Below are 19,823 nucleotides of genomic sequence, written 5' to 3'. Positions count from 1 at the left end.
CCAGGGATCGAGATGGGTCGATGTGACACCATCGAAAGCGTGAGTGCGCGTCGGCGCGCGCCCGACGGTGCGCCCCGGTCAGGGGTGGCAGTCGGGATGAAACCCGCTAGAAGATGCGAGCCAGCCCCAACTCTAACGTAACGTGAGAGTTGGGGGCGAATGAGAAGGAGCTGCGCCGTGCCTGGAACCGCGATGATGCACATTGGTGAGCTCGCCGAGCGCACCGAGCTGTCCCTGCGGACGCTGCGCCACTACGACGAAATCGGCCTCCTGGAGCCTTCCGGCAGGTCCGAGGGCGGGTTCCGCCTCTACACCGAGGAAGACTACGAACGGCTCATGCTCATCCGCCGGATGAAGCCGCTCGGGTACTCGCTGGAGCAGATGGGCGATCTGCTACGAGCGCTCGACGCCGGCCAGGCCGAAGGCTCCGTCGGGACTGAGGCCACTCAGCTTCTCTCCGAGTTCCTTACTGACGCGGAGCAGCGGCGGGCGAAACTCGAGAAGCAGCTCGCCGCGGCCGATGAGTTCATCGGCCTGCTGGGCGACCGTATCGGGACATGATCACGCCCAAGCGAGGCCGATCCCAGCGACGCTCGCGATGATGCCTGCCGCCGCGCCTGCGAGCACAGCGATCCATGCCGGTAGTTTCCAGACGGTGAGCACGAGGAAGCACCCGAGCGCGATGATCGAGGGTGCGAGTCCGGTCACTCCGGATGTGATCACGGGCGTCCACAGCGCGGCGGCGAGAATCCCGACCACCGCAGCATTCGCGCCTGCCATCGCTGACCGGACCGTCGGGTTTCCGCGGAGGCGCTCCCAGAAGGGAAGCACACCGAGCAGGAGCAGCAGGCCGGGCACGAAGACTGCGACGAGGGCGACGAGCGCCGCGAGCGGTGCCGCCGATCCGACCTGCATTTCGAAGCCGAGGTAGGCGGCGAAGGTGAACAGCGGACCGGGCACGGCTTGCGCCGCACCGTAGCCGGCGAGGAACTGGTCGTGGCTGACCGCGCCCGCGACGGCGGGTTCCGCCTGCAGCAGCGGCAGGACGACGTGCCCGCCGCCGAAGACGAGTGCTCCTGCCCGGGTGAATGCGTCCGCGATCCCGAACCAGGCGTTGCGCGTCAGCGCGGTGGCCACGGGGAGTACGACGAGCAGAGCGCCGAGCACGACCAGGCACGAGGCCCCGAGACGCCGTGAGACGCGCACGGCAAGCGGCTCGGAGGCCGCGGCGTCGATCCGCCGGCACCAGAGGATCCCCGAGGCCAGGCCAATGAGGATCGCGGCGAGCTGGCCGAGGTTCCCGGGCAGCAGCAGCGCCAGCACCGCGGCGGCGACGCCGATCAGGGCGCGGCGGACATCGGGCGTGAGTGTTCGGGCCATCCCCAGCACGGCGTGCGCGACAACCGCCACGGCGACGGCTTTAAGACCCAAGAGTAATCCCGCACCCACCGGACCGTCCAGGGACACCGCGCCGATGGCGAAGAGCACCAGCAGCACCGCGGACGGCAACGTGAACGCCGTCCACGCCACCAGCGCCCCGCGGAAGCCTGCGCGAACGAGGCCGAGCGCGAAGCCCACCTGGCTCGACGCCGGCCCAGGGAGGAACTGGCACAGGGCGACGAGCTCCGCGTACTGCGCGTCGCCCACCCACTTCCGTCTGGCAACGAGCTCCTCGCGGAAGTATCCGAGATGCGCGACCGGGCCGCCGAACGACGTCACACCGAGCTTCGCGAACGCCCGAAACACCTCCCCGACGCGACCACGCTCGGACGAAGGTCGCACGCTCACCACCCGGCTCACTGTCCGATCAGCTCGGAGAGAAGCGCTTCGATGCGGCGCTTAATCTCGTCGCGAATCGGGCGCACCGACTCGATGCCCTGCCCTGCGGGGTCGTCGAGCTTCCAGTCCTCGTAGCGCTTGCCCGGGAAGAACGGACAGGCGTCGCCGCAGCCCATCGTGATGACCACGTCGGAGCCCTGCACAGCCTCGGTGGTGAGCACCTTCGGCTGCTCGGCGGTGATGTCGATGCCGACCTCACGCATGGCCTCGACGGCGACGGGGTTGATCTGATTAGCGGGCATGGAGCCTGCGGAGCGAACCTCGACGCGGTCACCGGCGAGCTCGCGGAGCCAGCCCGCGGCCATCTGGGAGCGGCCGGCGTTGTGGACGCAGACGAAGAGGACGGAGGGCTTCTGATCAGTCATCGTTGTTCGCTTCTTTCAGTCGGTGAGGGTGGCGAGGAGCTCGCGCACGCGGCCCTCGATGTCGTGGCGGATCGCTTCGACCCCTTCCCGGGAGGCCAGCGCTGGGTCTCCGACGGCCCAGTCCTCGTAGCGGACGCCGGGGATGATTGGGCACACGTCGCCGCAGCCCATCGTCACCACCACGTCCGCGGCGCGCACCGCGTCGTCGGTCAGCGGCTTCGGGAACGCATCCCCGGCCTGCTGTTCGCCTTCGATCTCGGTGAGCAGGGAGCGCACGTGCGGGTGCACATCGACCGCCGGCGTCGACCCGGCGGAGCGGGCGATGACCTTGCCCCCAGCGAGCCGGTTGACGATCGCGGCGGCGAGTTGCGAGCGGCCCGCGTTCTGCACGCACACGAACAGTACCTGCGGCACGCCCGCGCTGCGATCACGGGTCAGGTCGGCCAGGCGCTGTCGGGCGAAGCGTTCGGTGAGCGGGATCATGTGCGCCGTCAGCTTCGCCGAACGCACCAGGCCCGCGTAGGACTCGCGCACGATCGCGACCACGAGTTCTCGGTTCAGCCCGGTCAGTTCGTCCGCGAGTTCCTCGGCGAGGCGGGTCACGCGGGCGTCCATCTGCTGCAAGGCCTCGGCCCGTGCTGCGGTGTCTTCGGGCTCGTCCATGACGGCTGCGGCGGGAGCGAATGCGTCAAGGAGAGCTGCGACCGCGCGCTGCTTGCCTGGCGCGATGTGGTAGTACACCCAGGTACCCCGCCGCTCGGACAGCAGCATCCCCGTCTCCTTCAGCACCTTCAGATGGTGGGAGACCGTCGGCTGGGACACGTCGGCGAGCTCGGCGAGGTCGCACACGCAGGACTCTCCGCGAGGGTCGGTCGCGATCGCGGAGAGCATCCGCAGACGCAGCGGATCAGCGAGCGCCTTTAGCGCGCCGGCCACGGTGGTCGCGGCCTCGGTGCCGATGGCATGCGTCGCGGACGGCGCGCACGCCTCCGTGTCGGAGATGACGGCGGTATCGGTCATGACATCCTCGATTCGACAGCGTAGGGGTCGGTGCGGAACCAGGCCTTCGCGGCCCGGAGCGAGACGTAGACGAGACCGACCAGCACGGGCACCTCGATCAGGGGGCCGACAACGCCCGCGAGAGCCTGCCCGGAGGCTGCGCCGAAGGTGCCGATCGCGACCGCGATGGCGAGTTCGAAGTTGTTGCCCGCCGCGGTGAACGCCAGCGTCGTCGACCGTGCGTAGCCGAGACCGAGACCCTTGCCGAGCAGCAGCCCCGCGAACCACATCAGGCCGAAGTAGACCAACAGCGGCAGCGCGATCCGCGCCACATCCAGCGGGCGGGACGTGACCTGCTCACCTTGCAGCGCGAACAGCAGAACGATCGTGAACAGCAGCCCGTACAGCGCCCACGGGCCGACCGGGGGGAGGAACTTCTCCTCGTACCACGCGCGGCCGCGGCGCTTCTCGCCGATCCACCGTGACGCGAACCCCGCCACCAGCGGCACGCCGAGGAAGACGAGCACGTTCAGCGCGATCTGCCAGACGGAGACCTCCAGGCCCTGCGCGTCCAGGCCCAGCCAGCCCGGCAGCACCGTGAGGTAGAACCAGCCCAGCACCGAGAACATCACGACCTGGAAGACGGAGTTGATCGCGACGAGCACAGCCGTGGCCTCGCGATCCCCGCAGGCCAGGTCGTTCCAGATCACGACCATCGCGATGCACCGCGCCAGGCCCACGATGATGAGCCCGGTCCGGTACTCGGGCAGATCGGGCAGGAAGATCCAGGCGAGAGCGAACATCACCGCGGGGCCCGCCAGCCAGTTCAGCACCAGCGACGAGACCAGCAACTTCTTGTCCCCGGTGACGGCCGCGACCTTGTCATAGCGGACCTTCGCGAGCACGGGATACATCATCACCAGCAGGCCCAGCCCGATCGGGATCGAGATCCCGCCGACCTCCATTGCGGAGAGCGCGTCGGAAAGCGCTGGCACGAATCGTCCGAGGAGGAGGCCCGCGACCATGGCGAGGCCGATCCACAGCGGCAGCCACCGGTCGAGCGTGGAAAGGCGCTTCGGCGCGGTGCGGGTCAGAGTGTCGGTCATGCGAACAGATCCTCGATCTTCGCCGAGTAGACGGGCTTCGGGTGCGCGCCAATCAGCACGTCCACCCGTTCCCCGTTCCGGTAGAAGCCAAGGGTCGGGATCGATGTCACGCCCGCGGCGGCCACAGTCTCAGGATTCTGATCGGCGTCCAGCTTCACGATCTTCACACGCCCCGCGTACTCGCCGGCGAGCTGGTCCAGGATCGGAGCGATTGCCTTGCACGGCCCGCACCAGGTCGCCCAGATGTCGACGACGACGGGCAGCTCGGAGTCGAGGACCTCGTCCTGGAAAGTGGCGTCGGTGACGGGGGTGACGGTGCTCATGCGAAGACCTCCAGAACAGGTGCGGAAACGGTAGCGGGTGCGAGGTTCGACAGGTAGTGTTGGGCGTCCTGCGCGGCCGCGCAGCCGGTGCCCGCGGCGGTGATAGCCTGCCGGTACGTGTGATCGACGAGATCCCCGGCCGCGAACACCCCTGGCAGGTTCGTCCGCGTGGACGGGTGCGCGACACGAACGTAGCCGTCCGCGTCGGTGTCTACCTGATCCGCGACGAGCTCGGAGCGCGGATCGTGCCCGATCGCGACGAACACCCCCGTCGCGTCGAGCGTGCGCTCGGCCCCGGTGACGGTGTCGCGCAGCATGAGCCCGGTGACCTGCTCGTCGCCGAGGATCGCGGCGACCTCGCTGTCCCACGCGACCTCGATCTTCGGATCGTCCAGCACGCGCTGCGCCATAATCCTCGACGCGCGGAACTCGCCCCGGCGGTGCACGACGGTCACTTTCGACGCGAACCGAGTGAGGAACAGAGCCTCTTCCATCGCCGAGTCCCCGCCACCGATCACGGCGATCTCCTTGTCACGGAAGAAGAACCCGTCGCACGTCGCGCACCAAGACACTCCGTGCCCGGACAAGCGCTCCTCCTCGGGGAGGCCGAGCTTGCGGTACGCCGAGCCCATCGTCAGGATCACTGTCCGCGCCAGGTACGTCTCGCCGGCACCGGTCTCAACGGTCTTCATGTCAGCGTCAAGATCGACGCGGATCGCGTCGTCGTAGACGATCCGAGCACCGAACCGCTCCGCCTGCGCTCGCATCGACTCCATCAGCTCCGGACCCTGCACACCGTCAACGAAACCGGGGAAGTTCTCCACCTCAGTCGTCGTCATCAACGCACCGCCCGCGGTGACCGAACCCGCGATCACGACCGGAGCGAGACCCGCACGGGCTGCATAGACCGCCGCGGTATACCCGGCGGGACCGGACCCGACGATAACCAACTCCACCTCTTGATTTGACATGTTTCTATATTGACATTCATCGATTCAGACCGTGAGTCCATGCTGGCTTCGTCACCCGATGTTCACCTACCGCGGTCGAATACGGCCTACCAACGCGCTTCGCGGCGAGCCCGCGTCGTCGCTGAGCCGCGCACAAAAGTGCACTCTTCGACAATCGGACCTACCAGTAGAGGTCCTGGACCGATTCACGCACGAGCTGGACGTGTACTCGATCGACGAAGCATTCCTGTCGGTGGATCGTCGCACCGCGGCGGACGTGGAGGCCATGACGCGCGTCGGCCGCGATATCAGAGACACGCTGCGCCGCCTCATCGGCGTACCGGTGTGCGTCGGGATCGCGCCGACGCGCACGCTGGCGAAGCTCGCGAATCGGACGGCCAAGAAGATCGGTGTGTTCGACGGCGTGTGCGTCTGGCCGGCGACCCGACCGGACTGGCGACAGCGGCTCATGGAGGCGTTGCCTGTCTCGGAGGTCTGGGGCATCGCCGGCCGCCTGGAGCGGCGGCTGAACGGGTACGGGGTCCGCTCGATCTGGGACCTGGCGACGGTCGATCCGGTACAGGTGCGGAAATGGTTCAACGTCGTGGTGATGCGCACGGCCCTGGAGCTGCGCGGAGTCGCATGCATCGGCCCGGAAGAGGATCGAACGGGCAAGAAGGATCAGCTCATCGTGTCGCGATCGTTCTCGGAGAAAGTCACGACACGAGACGGCATCCGTCAGGCACTATCGGTCTATGCACAGCAGGCCGCCGCGCGCCTGGTACGGCACTCGCAGGTCGCCCGCAGCGTCGACGCCTTCGCGGGCACGAGCCACTGGACCGAGCAGAAGCACTATCCGAGCGTGCGGGTCCGCCTCCCGTTCCCCACGGCCGATCCTGTCGAGCTGACGCGCGCAGCTCATCAACTGCTCAACCAGATCGAGGACGGCACGCGCTACGCGCGCGCTGGACTCATGCTCACAGATCTCCTACCGGCCGGCGTGCATCTGCCGCTGGAGCCGTTTCGACAGCCACACGAGGACGCCGGGATAGCGGCGCTCGTCGACGGCGTGCAGAAGAAGGCCGGCAAGGATGCACTGGGGCTCGGCAACGGCGGGTTCCGGCCCGGGCCGTCCTGGCAGATGAAGCGGGGGATGCTGACGCCGCGCGCGACGACGCACTGGGCCGAGCTGGCACGAGTACGAGCGTGAGATTCCTGAAGGCGGCATTCGTGATCCTCGTCGGCAAGATCGACCACGGCTTGGCAAAGGGAGCTCTTGATCTGCATCGCGTCATGGGCAACGTGGATCCGCGCTCCGTAGGCTCACCGGGACACGTTCGCAGACGTGACAAGTACTCGCGCCGCCAACGCCGTGACTTCAGGCCACAGGTTCGGTCCTTCGAGCATCGAAACCTGTCGGCGTCAGCGCATGCCAGGCCCCGAGGCCTTCCCACCTCAAGTCTGGCGAGAAGTTGGGGTCAGTCTCCGCTTCAGCTGTTTGCAGGTTGTTTCGGCCGAGCCCAGCGTGCGGGGAGCTGCGGTCCGTCCCAGACCTTGATCACGCCCCACAGGGCGGCGGTGATCGGCACGGCGAGAACGGCCCCTACGATTCCGCCGAGCACTGTTCCGACTGTCAGCGCGACGAGGATGACGAACGCGTGCAGCCGCATCGATCGTCCCATCAGGAAGGGCTGCAGGAAGTTGCCCTCCAGCTGGTTGACGAGTACCACGATGCCGACCACGATGAGGGCGTTCACCCATCCATTGGCCACCAGCGCTACGAGCGCGGCGAGAATTCCGGCGACTGTCGCACCGACGATGGGGATGAACGCGAGGAGGAAGACCAGAACAGCGAGAGGGATGGCGAGGGGTACCTGCAGGATGAGCAGGCCGATGAGGATCCCGACAGCGTCCACGGCCGCGACGGTCGCGGTGCCGCGCACGTAAGAGCCGAGGGTGCTCACGGTCTTGTCCCCGACGCGGCGGGCTCGCACGTAGCTTTGACCCTGGAACGGGCGCAGCAAGAACTCCCACATCTGCGGTCCGTCCTTCAGAAAGAAGAACAGGACAGTCACCATCAGCACGAGGCCGGTGACGAAGCTGGCGACGGCGCTCACGCCGGCGATGGCACCTGAGCCGAACTGGGCGCTGGTCAGGAATCCGACCAGCGTGTCGACCCACTCATCGATCTGATCGGGCTGGAGGAAATCGAACGGCAAAGTCTGCAGCCATGCGAGTAGATGCTGGAAGCCTTCCTCCGCCTGGGAGTACAGCTCGTCCCACTGATCCCGAACCGCCCACACGATCAGCCAACCAAGTGCCCCCAAGATCACGAGGATCCCGAGAAGTGTGATCACCGTCGCCAGGAGCGACGGCACCCCGCGCTGTCGCATCCAACTCATCACGGGATTGAATGCGCACGCCAAGATCAGCGCGATCATGAGCGGAATCGTAACGAGCGTGAGCTGCTGAAACGCAAAGATGATCGCGACCGCGACGATGACCACGACGATGATCTGGATCGCGCGAATGGCGAGCTTGCCGAAACTGTCGGTCCACAGGCTCCACGGCGCCCGAGTTGCTTTCAGTTCAACATCCTGCGACTCGAGTCGTACTCGCTGTGGGTCGTTTCGGAACAGTCCCATGCGCTTCAGACTAACGACCCTCAGGACATACGGGAGATGCAGCCTTCTGCACCACGCGTCGAGACCTATCGGCGTCAGCGCAGGCCAGGCCCCGACGTTGGTGTCGCCCCCGGCGCCCGGTAAGGCGCCGCCGGGTCGGAAACCTCCCCGTAGCGTGCAAGTATCTCGTCGACCCGTTGCAGCGTATGCTCCTTCACTTCGGTGAGTTTTGCATTGACGACGGGCGTGACCTCCTTGTCCAGTCGCACTCGCAGTTCGTGGTCGATGTCATACGGTTTGAGCCCTCTGGCCACTCGGGCAATCGAGTCCATCTGGATCTCTTCTCTGAGCGCTGCGCGCCGCCGTAGCTGCAGGTGCTCGTAGATCTGCGGACGCTGGGCGTGGATGTTCTGGAGACCTTGCTCGTGTTGTTCTCGCAGTGCCTCAAGTTCCCGGTTCCGCATCCGCTTCAATGCCGTCAGATACCGCTGCGACGTGAAGTCGCCGGACTCATCTCGAGGATCTCGATTCTCCACCGACTGTTGCAGGTAGTACGCGGCCGGGAGCGGACCGTCCATCAGATCGCGTCGCAGTTCCCTGACTGACCGCGGAAGGCGCAGGTTTCCTCGCTGCTCGAGCTCCGTAGCGATCACCGCAAGCTCCTCAACGGAGCGTTCTCGCCGAAAGTACCTGTCAGCCGCGGCGTCGTTGGCCCGCCGGTCGGCCGCGTAGGCGCGATGGATGTTGCGTGGGGGGAGCCCTGCTTTCTTTAGTCGGCTGCGCAGTCGGGATGCTTCTCGGCCGCGGGCGCGCTGTTCCTCGAGGTTGCGCTCATACCACTGGCGATATGCGTCGGGCCGCTGTTGCCGACGCTCGGCTGCTGCGGATCGTTGGCGTTCCCGGATCGCTTCGGCGTTCGCGTCGCGATGCCGTTGCGCGGCCATTGCTTGGTTCTGTCGTGCGCGCTCTGGGTGTCGTTCACGGTATCGACGCTGATACTCACGAACTTTGTCCGGATGCTCCTCCCGGAAACGCCGACTGCGCTCGCGAGCCGCCTCCGGATCCCTCTCGCGCATGAGCCGGCTGTGCGCGTTGTGCGCGAGACGCCGGAGCTCGCGGGAGCGTCGGCGCTCTCGGGCACGACGCTGTGTCTCACGATCGCGTTCGGGATTCGCTTCTCGTGCAGCCTTCCGTTGGCTCGCGATCTGTTCACGGTTGCCGTCCCGCCATGCCCGTCTCTGCTCATCGATCTTCTCGGAGTGTGCTTCGCGATATTGCTTGCCCCACGCCGCCACCCGCTCGGGATTGGCTTCTCGCCACGCCTTCGCCCGGGCTCTCGCCCGAGCGATCGCTTCTTCGCTTTTCGCGGCCATGGGACATCAGTCCGGGTTATCCGTGTCGGGGACCTTGCCGTAGACCAGCGCGGTCAAGGCTTCGCGGTGGGCCGTTGGATCCACGACGGTGCGCCCGATGAGATCGCGGAGCTCGGCGGATACATCACCGGGCGGAGTCTCGTCGAGGCACCAGTCGATGTCATCGTCGAGCTTGTACTCCGGGGCGTCGGCGGGAAGCCCCGGGTAGTACATGATCGCGATGGTTGCGACCCTCTGTAGGAGCAGGTCTGCGTCTTCCAGTTTCATCAGATTCCTCTTTCGATCGATGTCGCATACGGGGCGGCGGGCGCGAGTCGTGGGTCGCCTCTTTCGTCACGCCTGCGGTCCAGCGGAGACACGGCACGCCCGTACTCGAGATCCGCTGCGAGACGCTCGTACTGGTGCAGCCGCTCCTCCAGCTCCTCACGCGATTGCGGCGGGAGCTCGATGTGACGAGGGATATCGTCGCGCGCGGGCCGGGCGTGAAGAAGCGCGTCGTTGGCGGCGGCCGCGACAGTTGCCTGGAGCAAGGCCGTGCGCGCGGCGAGGATCCAGGCCGCCACCTGCGCGATCAGCCGGCGATAGCTTCTCTCCCCCGCTGCCTCTCCGTTCGGCGCGCGCAGGGCGTGCGTGTGGTTGTCTGCTGCGGTGTCCGTGTCGGTGTCGGTGTCGGCGTCGCGGGCCGCACGGGCGAGGTCCTGGTGAGCAGCGTGGGAGGCGTCGTCAAGATCCGGTTCGGGTAGGCCGCGCAGCATCTCCTCGGCGACGATCTTCCGCGCTGCGGCGTCCGTTGAGGCGATCACGATGGCTTCATTGTGGCGACGCCCACGAGTCAGGCCCACATACAGTCCGGATGCGTCGACGCCGGGCCCGACAAGGGCGGCGTCGGTAGTCTCGCCCTGGATGCCGTGCACCGTGGTCGCATAGGCGAGGTGAACGTGTTCCGCGGCGTAGTCACGTGTGACCATGCGGATGTCGGATGCGTCGTCCGCTCGCTGGAGTTCAAGGGCAGCGGGACCGATGCGTCTGACGATCCAAATGGCCCGGTTCTCAATCCCGGCGAGGCGGTCGTTACGGCGGGTTTGGACCACGTCCCCCTCGAGGATGCGCTGCTCGTCACTTCCCACCGCGATCCGGTCGAGGCCGATCTCACCACGGGCGAGTCGTTGTTCCTGGATCGCCTCGTTGACGTCGGCTGCTTCCTCGTTCGTCGCGGTGACAATCGCGACCGTTCGAGAGTGTCTCTGCCGCGTCAAATATCCGTCGACGAGCGCGTCGCGAGCGGTCAGTGCATCATCGACTCGTCGAACGTGGCCTGTCCGCTGCAGCTCGGCGGCGATGTTCGCCGCATCCTCCGATGACCGAGGTGACCGCAGGCACAACGTCAATGCGGCGTACATGGGATCCTCGAACCGGTGCACGCCGGAGAGTTCCACCGTCGTGCCGGCGCGACGCTCGGCCAGCGCCATCGCGCCGGCGTGCCCGACCGGGGTCGCTTGATGTGGATCTCCGACAAGGGCGATGCCGGCACCGGTCTCGAGGGCGAGCGTCGTGAGCGCGTTGGCGGCGTGCAGATCGAGCATCCCGGCCTCGTCCACGACGATGCGCACGTGGGGGTCCAGGGACAGGTGTCGTGGGCCTCGGAAGATCGCGCCGGTCGCTGGGTCGCGCTGACCGGGGTGCAGCCGCCACCAGACGTCTGCCCCGGCATCGTCTTTCCGCCACCGCCATCCGTGATCGGCGAGCAACGCATGAACGCTCGTTCCGGCCGTGCGGACCTCGCGGCTGGCAACCGCGGCCGCCTTCCGAGTCGGGGCGACGATCAGCATGTGCCGGCCTTCTGCTTCCAGCACGGTGCGCGCCGCACGCAGCAAAGTCGTCTTGCCGGTGCCGGCCGGTCCCGTCACCGTGACCAGTCGACGGGTGCTGGCGACGGCCGTCGCCGCGGCGGACTGCGTAGGGTCCAGTCCGCTCCCCTGCAGCAGTGGATGGGTGCGGCCCCTATGGCGTGGATCGTCTGGCGCGCTCCCGCCTTCGATGCTGAGGCTCGAGAGTCGTTCGCCTAGTTCGGTCTTCAACGTCGCGAACTGGTTCGTCACGAAAGCCTTCACGTGAGCGGGCTTGCCTGACGCATCGGGGAGCAGATCCCGGGTGTGCGCGAGCGCCCGCCATGCGACGTCATCAATGAGGCTCTGCAGAGTCTCGCGGTCACCGGTCACGCCTGAGGCTGCGACTGCGCGTGTGGCGCCGGCCCGGATGTCGAGGAGGCTGAAGCGGCCGTTGCTCGATTTCGAGCGCTCGTCCGCATCTGCCACGGCACGTCGAGCGAGCAGCCCTCTGTCGACAGCCTCCGGACTCTTGTGTGGCGCGAACACGGGGACACGACGGTCGAGCACATGCGGGTCGAGGCGTACGAGCTCGTCAGTGACAATCCGGGACCATTCGCCCTCGTCAAGGTCGTGCGGTTTCACCGGTCGGCCCGTGGCCCACGCGTACCGGTCGATTCTTTGCAGCACATCGTGACTCGGTTCCTCCCCCGGGTGCGCGGCGCGCCACTTCGCCAGCTCCACGGCACGGTTCGCCTCGATCTGATTCGCCCGCCGCGACAACGGACGCACCAGATGCGCAAGCTGCGAGATCTCACCATCCTCGTCGAGCGTGTATCCGTGTCGAGCGAGCGCGGCCACCCATGCCGGGTCCGTGCGCGCGGCGAGATCCCCTTCCGCGTTCACGAGGTTCTGCACACGCATCGCCACCCGCGAGTCGACGTTCGACCACTTCCCGTCAACGCCTCGGACCTTCACCCCCAGCCAAAGATGACGATGGATGTGTGGGTCCAACGCCCGCGACCGGCGATGCTGCAGCTCCACCACTTCGATACGTGCGAGCTGCTCCCGGACACGCCCGCCGGCCCCCCGACGCGCGTTGAGCTCCACCTGCCATGTCGAAATGATCTGATCCCGAAGCCGATCCTGCAGCGCCTCGAACTCGCCGGCGAGCTCCGGATGAATCAGCGCGGCAATGCTGAACGACTTCGGCGCATTGACAGTACTGTCTAGCACCAGGTCGGCGTGTGGGGAGTCCAGTTGACGACCGCGCCGCTCCCCCGACGCTGGGTCGCAGCCGTCGATCCACTGAGCGAGCTGCTCGGCGTTGAGCTCATCGCGCTCGATGGCTCCGGGCTCGGCAGTGAACCGAGTGACAGTGGCGTCGCCGACACCGCTGTAGGCGTCGAGGGCCGTCGCGCCCGCAGATCGGAGATGGGAATCGCATGAGCCACGCAAGGCGTAGTCCATCGCCTGGCCGACTCCTCGCGAGCCGACGCCACGTTTCCAGCGCTCCAGTCCTCCTCGCACGCCATCAGAGTACGCCGAGTTTGCCTAACACGCCAGATGATTCACAGAAAGTGCCTGCGTGCATTGCACTTGTTTCGTCTCGTCAGTGGGCGCCTCGGGGGTATCGTTCCAACGCGCTTCTCGGGGTTCGCAAACGTGTGCTGATCGGACATGGGTGCGAGCGGCATACTCGTGCGCCGATGGCGCGGTCAACGTAGTGTTCGATCTGAAGGAACTGAAGCCGTGCGTTCAGGAGCCGGACTGCGGGTCGCGCGTTGCCGACGTGTACTGCGTTTAGAGGGCGTGCCTGTGCGCAGCGATGCACCGCGGGGTGGGGAGGCTCGCGATGAACCTCGAGTGCTCCGACCTGTCAAACGTGTGGCCTATGCCGCTCTGCGGCGTGAGTTTGATCGTGCCGGCGCACGATGAACCATTCCGCCATCCCGCCGAATACGCCTCCGGCGCGATTGTGCGAGGTTGTGCTGCGGCCGAGCACGACTTCGACAGCTGACTGCACACGATTGGCAACTCAGGCTTCGCTCTGCGGACGGCCATCAGTACGTCATCGCGCGGGTTGTCCCAACGTGCAGTGCGTCCATTCGATATGAACACTACGGTCGGGTCAACTGCGCGCACGAGGTGCTCAATCGCTGCGGGGGTCGCTGCAGGAGTGCCCATGAGACCGCCATGGTGGGGAAGCACCAAGTAAGGAGCTTGGAGGTCGAGCGTCGAGGTGTCAGAGAGATGGCTCAGGCCAACTGAATCCAGGTCGCCCGGAATGACTATGAGGGGTTCGCCATCGACTGTCACACGGACCACGACGCTCATTGAGTTACTCGAGATATGTGATCCAGACTTGTCCCGGCCGCCAACACCCAGTCTCCGCAAGCGCAGTCGTGGCGCGTGGACCTCGATCGCGACTCGTGGGCCGAGCTCTGAGATGTCCATCCCCTTTGCTGCTTCATCGTCTGCGATTGTCTGACCAGACTCCGCGAGGTCGTCGAGTTGGTACGCAAGACTCAGCCATGCGTCCGTGCGTTTCATGCCGTCGGAGTTCCAGATGACACGACCGATCCCGATGCCGTTCGAAAGCAGGGCTGACAATCCGCCGATGTGATCGTGGTCTGCATGGGAGATCACTACAACATCGATGTACGTCAGTCCTCGCTCACGAAGAAACTCGAGGATTGCACCATTCGGGCCTGTGTCCACGAGTGCTGTCGCTGTTGGAGTGGAGATGAAGATGCAACTGCCATGCCCGACATCAAGAACGACGACCTCTAGGCCTGGTGGAGCGTCAACCGATGTGCTGGTCACGCTTCGAACTCCCATGCCGAGAGATAAAGCTCGTCACCGCTCACAGTGCCCAGATTCGCCTCGGCATGACACAGGAAGTCAGGCTTGCGTGTGACGATCTCGCGAAGCGCGTCAGGCAGATCGACTTCACGTAATGCCACCGCTTCGGAACTCCAGCCCGCCAGCTTTGCGTAGACCGTGCGGTTCTCAGGGGCGTAGTCAGTGAATCGCACGACGGCGCGCCACGGGCGGCGCTCCGCGACAAAGTCGCCCTGTTGCTCCTTGCGAACGAGTTCGAGACCAACCCCGAGTGTGTCCGGAGTGAGTCCGTCGGGTGGCATCACCACGGGAATCCATCGGCGCAAGGATCGGAACTCGTCCACCGCGGACTTGTTGTAGGTCGTGCAGAGGAGAGCGGGGAACATTCGCCTATACCAGGCCGCGACCAGTTGTGCGCCGGTGAACTGTGCGTAGCCTGCCGGGGCGAGCTTGTGGTCACTGACTGCACCAACAGCGCCAATATTGCGGGCGAGGAAGTCCTCCATTGTTCCGAGTGGCCCCGGCTGATCGATGGGTTCCCACTCGTCGCTTTCGATGGCGTAAGCGAGGCCATCGCGAACATTCTTATCGTCGTCGAGGATCGCGATCGGGCTTGACGAGTCAGAAGAGTGCGCCATCGTCTTCTCCTATTGTGGGGATCTCTATCGTAAACGTCGCCCCGCCTAGGGCGCCGTTCGCGATCGCCGAAACTCGTCCTCCCAAGTCGCTTACCGAGTCGCGCACAATGGTGAGTCCAAGCCCCGTTCCCTGGGCTCGCTGAGTATGTCCGGGGAGCCAGATCTCATCCAGCGTAATTCCAACGATGCCAGGACCATTATCCGAGATCGCAAGGTGCCATGTGTCGGCATCGTGCGTCGTGATGATCTCAAGCAAACGCGCTCCGTTCGACGACTGCTCGAACGCGGACAATGAGTTGTTGATGAGATTAGTGACGATTGACTCAAGCGCAGCAGCCGAGCCGCGGGTAAATGGTTCGCGGCCACCCTCGATCTTGAGATCAAGCTCAACCGCGCGACCCGCGAAGAAGGGCTCGAAATTCGAGCACACATCGCGGACTGCTTGGTTCAGGTACACCTTGCCGGGACGACGCTTGTCAGCCGCGATCAGATCGAGAGTAGCTGTCGAAAGGACGGTCAAAGCGGATGTCGCCCCGCGCATCCTGGTGACTGCGGCGGCATAGTCCGAGTCGTAGTCGACTTGGGGGTTGCGTCTGAGTCTGTTCTCGATTCCTGTAAGGGAGGTTCCGATGACTTTGATCGGATTTCCGGTGGACTCGTGCGCGAATGTGGCCGCTGTGATGCCCGCTGTGCTGAGCGTCCGGTAGAGCTGCACTTCCCGCTTCAGGGTCTCCGCCTCACGATCACGGTCGCGCTGATACTGATCAAAGGCACGTTGCAGCGCAGCCTTAGATTCGTCGTCCTGAACCTGCTCGATTGAGTCGGCGACGGCCTTCTCGCTACGTGTTTTTCTTTCCGCGACTTCGACCCGAGCAGCGCGGCGTTTGTGCTCAGCGGCTTCTAGCCGCTTGTGAGCCATCCAATTGAGGGAATCTGTCGCGAACCGGCGCAATTCTTCGAATGCCGGCGTTTCTATGAAACCTGAACGGTCGGTCTTCTGACTGAGCAGATCTTGCGCATCAGTGACACGCACGCGCCCAATTGAGGTGTTTGTGCTCGGGCGCTCCTCAGGACTCCGCACTCGCGCGAGATTCATGTCGAGCCAGTCGTTCCCGGGGTTGCCGTATGGAGCTACCCGTAACCCGTTGACATAGATATGCACACCGCCGAAACTCTCGAGCCACTCTCGGACGGCCGAGAGCTGAACTGATCGCGATTGAAATGACCGCGCGTTCATGATGAACGCCCAGAGTTCAACATCGGAGTCGGGGACCTCGTAGGGCGAGATACTCCCAGAGAGATTCTCATGGGTAGCGGTCCAGAGCGCCTCGCCGCGCCAGTCCTCAACCCGGGCTGAAGCTATCCCCGCGCGCACACTTGCTACCAGGTGATATTCCGCTTGGTCGAAATACCTTTGCTCGACTTGCGCCGCCAAGTCCGCAAACACATCCGAATGCAAGTGTGGGCGGAAGGATCCCTTGGCGTCGTTGAATGGGTCCGCGAGTAGAACGAGGGCACGAGCCAACCGCCGGGCGTCAACCCTGCCGACGGGACCGCGGAGTTGCCGAAGCTCGATTGTTGTGCCCCGGGGTGCAGCCGTGGGGATACGTTCCACTTCCAGTTCGACATCGTCGACGGTCTGAACAGACTCAAATCGCTGCCAGTCGATTAGCACCGAGTACTCGTACCCATCACCGGGCCGAGATCGGAGGTGAGCGACGCGCCCCAGTCGCAGCGCAGCAAGCCGTCCCAGGCCCTTGTTTCCCGCAGGGTGGCGTCCGCGCGCGGTCAATTCGTGCGTGCTCTTGCTCGAGCCTCCCAGGACGAGCCAGCCGTCCAAGATGTCATCAGCGGTCATCCCACAACCGTCGTCATCAACCACGATCGTCTTGGGATCGCCGTCGCGATCAAGCCACACGTTGCATTCAGTGGCGTCCGCGTCGTAAGCATTCTTGGCGAGTTCTATGATGCCCTGGTCGATGCTTGGATTCAGCTCTTCGCCCAGCCGTCGGAGAATGGCAGGCGAGAACCGAATCCGAGCAGACGACTCGACTACGTCCGCCATGGAATCTCCTTCAGCGCAGAAACTGTCAGGTGTCGGCATCGTATTCGTTCGTCGAGGAATTCCCAGGTGGACTCCCGGCCCAGTAGTTCGACGATCGTCTCACAACCTTGAAGGGTGCCATCCAACGGCTTAACGACAAGCAAGTGGTTCTCAACGGCGGACGGTGTCGTGTCTAAAAGGATCCGGGCTCGTAGGCGCGGCCGATCACCCGGGCGCGACGTACGGTTGACGAGAACCAGCGGCCCGCGCTCCAACCGACCCGCGAACCGGCGTCGTTCCGGCTTCCCCGTCGCGAGATTCTTCGCCGTCAGGTACGGCACGGTTGGTCCTTCGTCCGCATCACGGTGTGGGACGACGGGTCCGACTCGAACTTCGCAGTGATCTTGCAGCCGCTCGCGCGCGCCGTCGTCCCTGACCCAAGGGACGTGCGGACCGGTGCAGCCGACGCGGACCGTGAGGAGAAAAACGTGGATATCGGTGTGACTGTCGAATTGTCCCCAGGGAGCTACGCGGCCGACTGCGCCAGTCGACTCTACAAAATCGCGCCACTTTCCGTAGCGTGAGCCAGACCGGAGCACGTCTGGCAACACGGCCAGCAGTGTCGACCCACGTTTCATATGGCGAAGTGCGTGTTCAACGAAGACCGCCGCCGCGCTGACTCTACCGCTGCCCCATACGCGCTCAGACTCAAGCGAAAAGTACGGGGGATTGAGAGCCAGGTGTGTCACACCTTCAGCAAATTTGGTGTCCGCCAAAAAATCCGAACATGTCGTTTTCACCGTCACCGACTCTGCCGCGTGCAACAGCCGCGACCGCGCAATAGGCAAGAAGACATCCTCGACGTCATTCAGTCGGATGGATATCGCGGTATCGGTGTGGGCAGCCCACTTCACTACCGGCATCACCAGGTCTCCGGCGCCACTCGCGGGGTCAAGTATGACGGCGCCCTCCGGCAGGCCGGCGAGCTCCGGTTCCCACAGCTCGGAGGCAAGCTGACTCGCGGTGAAGAACGTCCCCTTCTGGCGAAGAGTGTCCACGTCTGCGAGGCGGCGGAGCGCATCGTAGGGCGAAACATAGTCTCCGGGTCCATCGCCGTCAGTCGGCGCGAACGTCTCGGCGTAAGCGCGAAAAGCCTCCGACGTCACAGGTACCCGCTCCTACCGGCCAGCGCCCTCGCGACGCGCCGCGCCCCGGGCCATGCTGACGTGGCGCGTCGCGTGCGTGCATGCCGCGGCTGTGTCGTGAAGCTCATCGAGAATCAGCCTACGGGGGCATTCGTTGCCGGCGCTCCATTGACGGTCGCAGCCAGGGGCGAATCTGGCGGGTCCTCTGGGTGCCACTCGGAGTCGGGGTAGGACTCCGACGCTAAGCCGACGTCGAAACAGGGCCGCACCCTGCGCTCGCCCCCGCCGAGTCAAAAGAGCATCTGTGAAGACCGGTGAACGCTTTCGAACGCCTGCACGCCCGTCGCCGCGAGGTCAGCGATCGCCGCGCCAGTCAAACTGATCAAGCGACCAAACTCATCCAGCTGAGGCTCAAAGCCTAGATGCGTGGCGGCTGCGGCGACGACGATGGTTCGCAGTGCGGGTATAGCGACGGTCTGCACCTCATCAGAACGCGGACCCGCCAGAAGCAGGTTGCCGTCTTTCAGGACGGCCGTCCGCACTGCTCCAGCGTCGTTATGAACATGTCCGTGAGCGCCGTGCTGAACTAGCAGGCGCATGTCGATCTGCCCAGCGACGGCCTCCAGTCGAGTGAAGTTCGGCTCCAGGTGCTTGCCATCCTTGGCCCGAGCTGGCATGACCGGCGTTGCCCACGCGTACGGACGTCGGAAACTGACCGTCTCGCCGGGGATCGTGTGCTTCGCAATGAGGTCTGCAACCAATTGCATCCGCTCAGCGCGCTCAGCGGCAGGTGGTGCGTCCGGGTGAGGTTGCTGGTAGAACGCTTCTAAGCGGAGAAGCTGCGTGGTGACACCATGGTCGATGTAACGCCGCGCAATAGAAGGTCCTCCCTCAGCGACGACGACAGCCGTCACGGCTGTCTCGTGCAGTGCCCTCCACCGTGCCGCAGCACCCGACAAGTAGCCAGCTCGCAATAGCTCCGAGATTTCGCGCAGGGTAAGGGTCGTGGCGCTCTGCAGCAGAAGTAGCGCTTCTCGGACGTCTGCGTGGTCGTCGAGGACCTCCGACCTGGTGAACATGAGCGCGCTGCTCTGTTCCATCGCGTTGATCACTGCGTCAAGAACCGTCCAACCGCGCGCCCAGACGTGCGCGATATCCTCTGCGACGCTTGCATCCTTCGACGCCCGGCTCATACGCGTTTCGCGCCCCGCTCTGAGGAAATCGCCGGCGAGCTTCGGAGCGGTGCCGAAGATGAACGCCTTCTCTCGCCTCAACTCAGGGGCGTCGTCAGGATCGAAGAGTTGTTGCACCCACTCATCGTGTCCCATAGGAGGGCATCTCGCGGTGCGGCACGACATGAGCCGGGGGAGCATGGCGCTTCTGGGGAGGCAGACGCCGGTCCTCGTCACGGTCGTGTCGCTAATCGGCGTCGTCTCGGGTTGCTCAGGCCCGACTCGCCGTTTCGAGATCGAGGAACGCCCTCAGCCGGGCTATGAGGAGTTCATACGTGAAGAGCTCGGGCTGGGCTCCTGGTCGTGCACGTACTCTCCGACGTATGACAATGAGTGGTGCGACGACGTGCTTTGCAGCAACGGCAGCGACTCCCCTCGCCCGTATCTACGGGCGGTGGACAACTTCGTCGAGGAGCGGGAGCTCGTGGACTCCGCCGCGGAGTACGAGGCCGAACTGAACGCTGGTGGATAGCGAGGTACCCGCACCCCGCGTCTCGGCGGTGTAGCTGACTAGC

At 65.1% G+C, this 19,823-nt stretch carries 18 protein-coding genes; 3 read left to right on the top strand and 15 right to left on the bottom strand.

Annotation, left to right across the window (positions count from 1 at the left end; translation table 11 throughout):
* Positions 1 to 177 precede the first annotated feature (177 nt).
* Positions 178 to 561, top strand: coding sequence for a MerR family transcriptional regulator (locus H7694_RS01820; protein WP_193597880.1), 384 nt, complete (start codon positions 178 to 180; stop codon positions 559 to 561).
* Here H7694_RS01820 and chrA read toward each other — a convergent pair whose 3' ends face one another.
* From chrA to trxB, 6 genes are read right to left on the bottom strand one after another with little or no spacing between them, the layout of a single operon-like run.
* Entirely contained in the window at positions 562 to 1,788 is a 1,227-nt protein-coding gene (gene chrA / locus H7694_RS01815; RefSeq protein WP_227468237.1) for a chromate efflux transporter, read from the bottom strand.
* Between the two features lie 8 nt (positions 1,789 to 1,796).
* Positions 1,797 to 2,204 carry an arsenate reductase ArsC gene (locus tag H7694_RS01810; RefSeq protein WP_193597879.1) on the bottom strand — a complete coding sequence of 136 codons (408 nt, stop codon included), beginning with the start codon at positions 2,202 to 2,204 and terminating at the stop codon, positions 1,797 to 1,799.
* A gap of 15 nt (positions 2,205 to 2,219) precedes the next feature.
* The gene (locus H7694_RS01805; protein ID WP_193597878.1) at positions 2,220 to 3,224 is read right to left on the bottom strand and encodes a metalloregulator ArsR/SmtB family transcription factor; all 1,005 of its coding nucleotides are present in this window, start codon (positions 3,222 to 3,224) and stop codon (positions 2,220 to 2,222) included.
* Positions 3,221 to 4,309: an ACR3 family arsenite efflux transporter gene (gene arsB / locus H7694_RS01800; protein ID WP_193597877.1), complete on the bottom strand. Its 1,089-nt coding sequence runs from the start codon at positions 4,307 to 4,309 to the stop codon at positions 3,221 to 3,223. The genes H7694_RS01805 and arsB overlap by 4 nt, the downstream gene beginning before the upstream one ends.
* Positions 4,306 to 4,632: a thioredoxin gene (trxA, locus tag H7694_RS01795; RefSeq protein WP_045263242.1), complete on the bottom strand. Its 327-nt coding sequence runs from the start codon at positions 4,630 to 4,632 to the stop codon at positions 4,306 to 4,308. Before trxA ends, arsB begins: the two co-directional genes overlap by 4 nt.
* A complete protein-coding gene (gene trxB / locus H7694_RS01790; RefSeq protein ID WP_193597876.1) occupies positions 4,629 to 5,603 on the bottom strand; it encodes a thioredoxin-disulfide reductase in 975 nt (324 codons plus the stop codon). The genes trxA and trxB overlap by 4 nt, the downstream gene beginning before the upstream one ends.
* Before the next feature lie 121 nt (positions 5,604 to 5,724).
* Between trxB and H7694_RS01785 the strand changes: the two genes are divergently transcribed.
* A complete protein-coding gene (locus H7694_RS01785) occupies positions 5,725 to 6,792 on the top strand; it encodes a DUF4113 domain-containing protein (RefSeq protein WP_264674915.1) in 1,068 nt (355 codons plus the stop codon).
* 280 nt (positions 6,793 to 7,072) lie between these two features.
* On the opposite strand, the gene H7694_RS01780 is transcribed toward H7694_RS01785, so the two are convergent.
* From H7694_RS01780 to H7694_RS01740, 9 genes are all read right to left on the bottom strand, one after another.
* Positions 7,073 to 8,227 carry an AI-2E family transporter gene (locus tag H7694_RS01780; RefSeq protein ID WP_193597874.1) on the bottom strand — a complete coding sequence of 385 codons (1,155 nt, stop codon included), beginning with the start codon at positions 8,225 to 8,227 and terminating at the stop codon, positions 7,073 to 7,075.
* A 74-nt stretch (positions 8,228 to 8,301) separates the two neighbouring features.
* Positions 8,302 to 9,579 (bottom strand): hypothetical protein, encoded by a 1,278-nt coding sequence (locus tag H7694_RS01775; RefSeq protein ID WP_193597873.1) that lies wholly within the window; start codon positions 9,577 to 9,579, stop codon positions 8,302 to 8,304.
* A gap of 6 nt (positions 9,580 to 9,585) precedes the next feature.
* On the bottom strand, positions 9,586 to 9,846 hold the full coding sequence (locus tag H7694_RS01770) for a hypothetical protein (RefSeq protein ID WP_193597872.1): 261 nt from the start codon (positions 9,844 to 9,846) through the stop codon (positions 9,586 to 9,588).
* Positions 9,846 to 12,875 (bottom strand): AAA family ATPase, encoded by a 3,030-nt coding sequence (locus H7694_RS01765; protein ID WP_193597871.1) that lies wholly within the window; start codon positions 12,873 to 12,875, stop codon positions 9,846 to 9,848. The genes H7694_RS01770 and H7694_RS01765 overlap by 1 nt, the downstream gene beginning before the upstream one ends.
* Before the next feature lie 333 nt (positions 12,876 to 13,208).
* A complete protein-coding gene (locus H7694_RS01760) occupies positions 13,209 to 14,231 on the bottom strand; it encodes a ComEC/Rec2 family competence protein (protein ID WP_193597870.1) in 1,023 nt (340 codons plus the stop codon).
* Positions 14,228 to 14,887 (bottom strand): hypothetical protein, encoded by a 660-nt coding sequence (locus tag H7694_RS01755; RefSeq protein WP_193597869.1) that lies wholly within the window; start codon positions 14,885 to 14,887, stop codon positions 14,228 to 14,230. The genes H7694_RS01760 and H7694_RS01755 overlap by 4 nt, the downstream gene beginning before the upstream one ends.
* Positions 14,871 to 16,952 carry a sensor histidine kinase gene (locus H7694_RS01750; RefSeq protein WP_193597868.1) on the bottom strand — a complete coding sequence of 694 codons (2,082 nt, stop codon included), beginning with the start codon at positions 16,950 to 16,952 and terminating at the stop codon, positions 14,871 to 14,873. Before H7694_RS01750 ends, H7694_RS01755 begins: the two co-directional genes overlap by 17 nt.
* A complete protein-coding gene (locus tag H7694_RS01745) occupies positions 16,940 to 17,989 on the bottom strand; it encodes a hypothetical protein (RefSeq protein WP_227468236.1) in 1,050 nt (349 codons plus the stop codon). The genes H7694_RS01750 and H7694_RS01745 overlap by 13 nt, the downstream gene beginning before the upstream one ends.
* Positions 17,990 to 18,366: 377 nt before the next feature.
* Positions 18,367 to 19,386 carry a DUF5677 domain-containing protein gene (locus H7694_RS01740; RefSeq protein ID WP_193597866.1) on the bottom strand — a complete coding sequence of 340 codons (1,020 nt, stop codon included), beginning with the start codon at positions 19,384 to 19,386 and terminating at the stop codon, positions 18,367 to 18,369.
* A 61-nt stretch (positions 19,387 to 19,447) separates the two neighbouring features.
* On the opposite strand from H7694_RS01740, the gene H7694_RS01735 reads away from it, so the two are divergent.
* Complete coding sequence (locus H7694_RS01735) at positions 19,448 to 19,780, top strand: hypothetical protein (protein ID WP_193597865.1); 333 nt, start codon at positions 19,448 to 19,450, stop codon at positions 19,778 to 19,780.
* The last annotated feature ends 43 nt before the right edge of the window (positions 19,781 to 19,823 follow it).

This window comes from Microbacterium sp. YJN-G (assembly GCF_015040615.1).
Taxonomy (GTDB): Bacteria; Actinomycetota; Actinomycetes; order Actinomycetales; family Microbacteriaceae; genus Microbacterium.
Note: the sequence above shows the minus strand (reverse complement) of the source record. Positions and strands in the feature narration are given on the sequence as shown.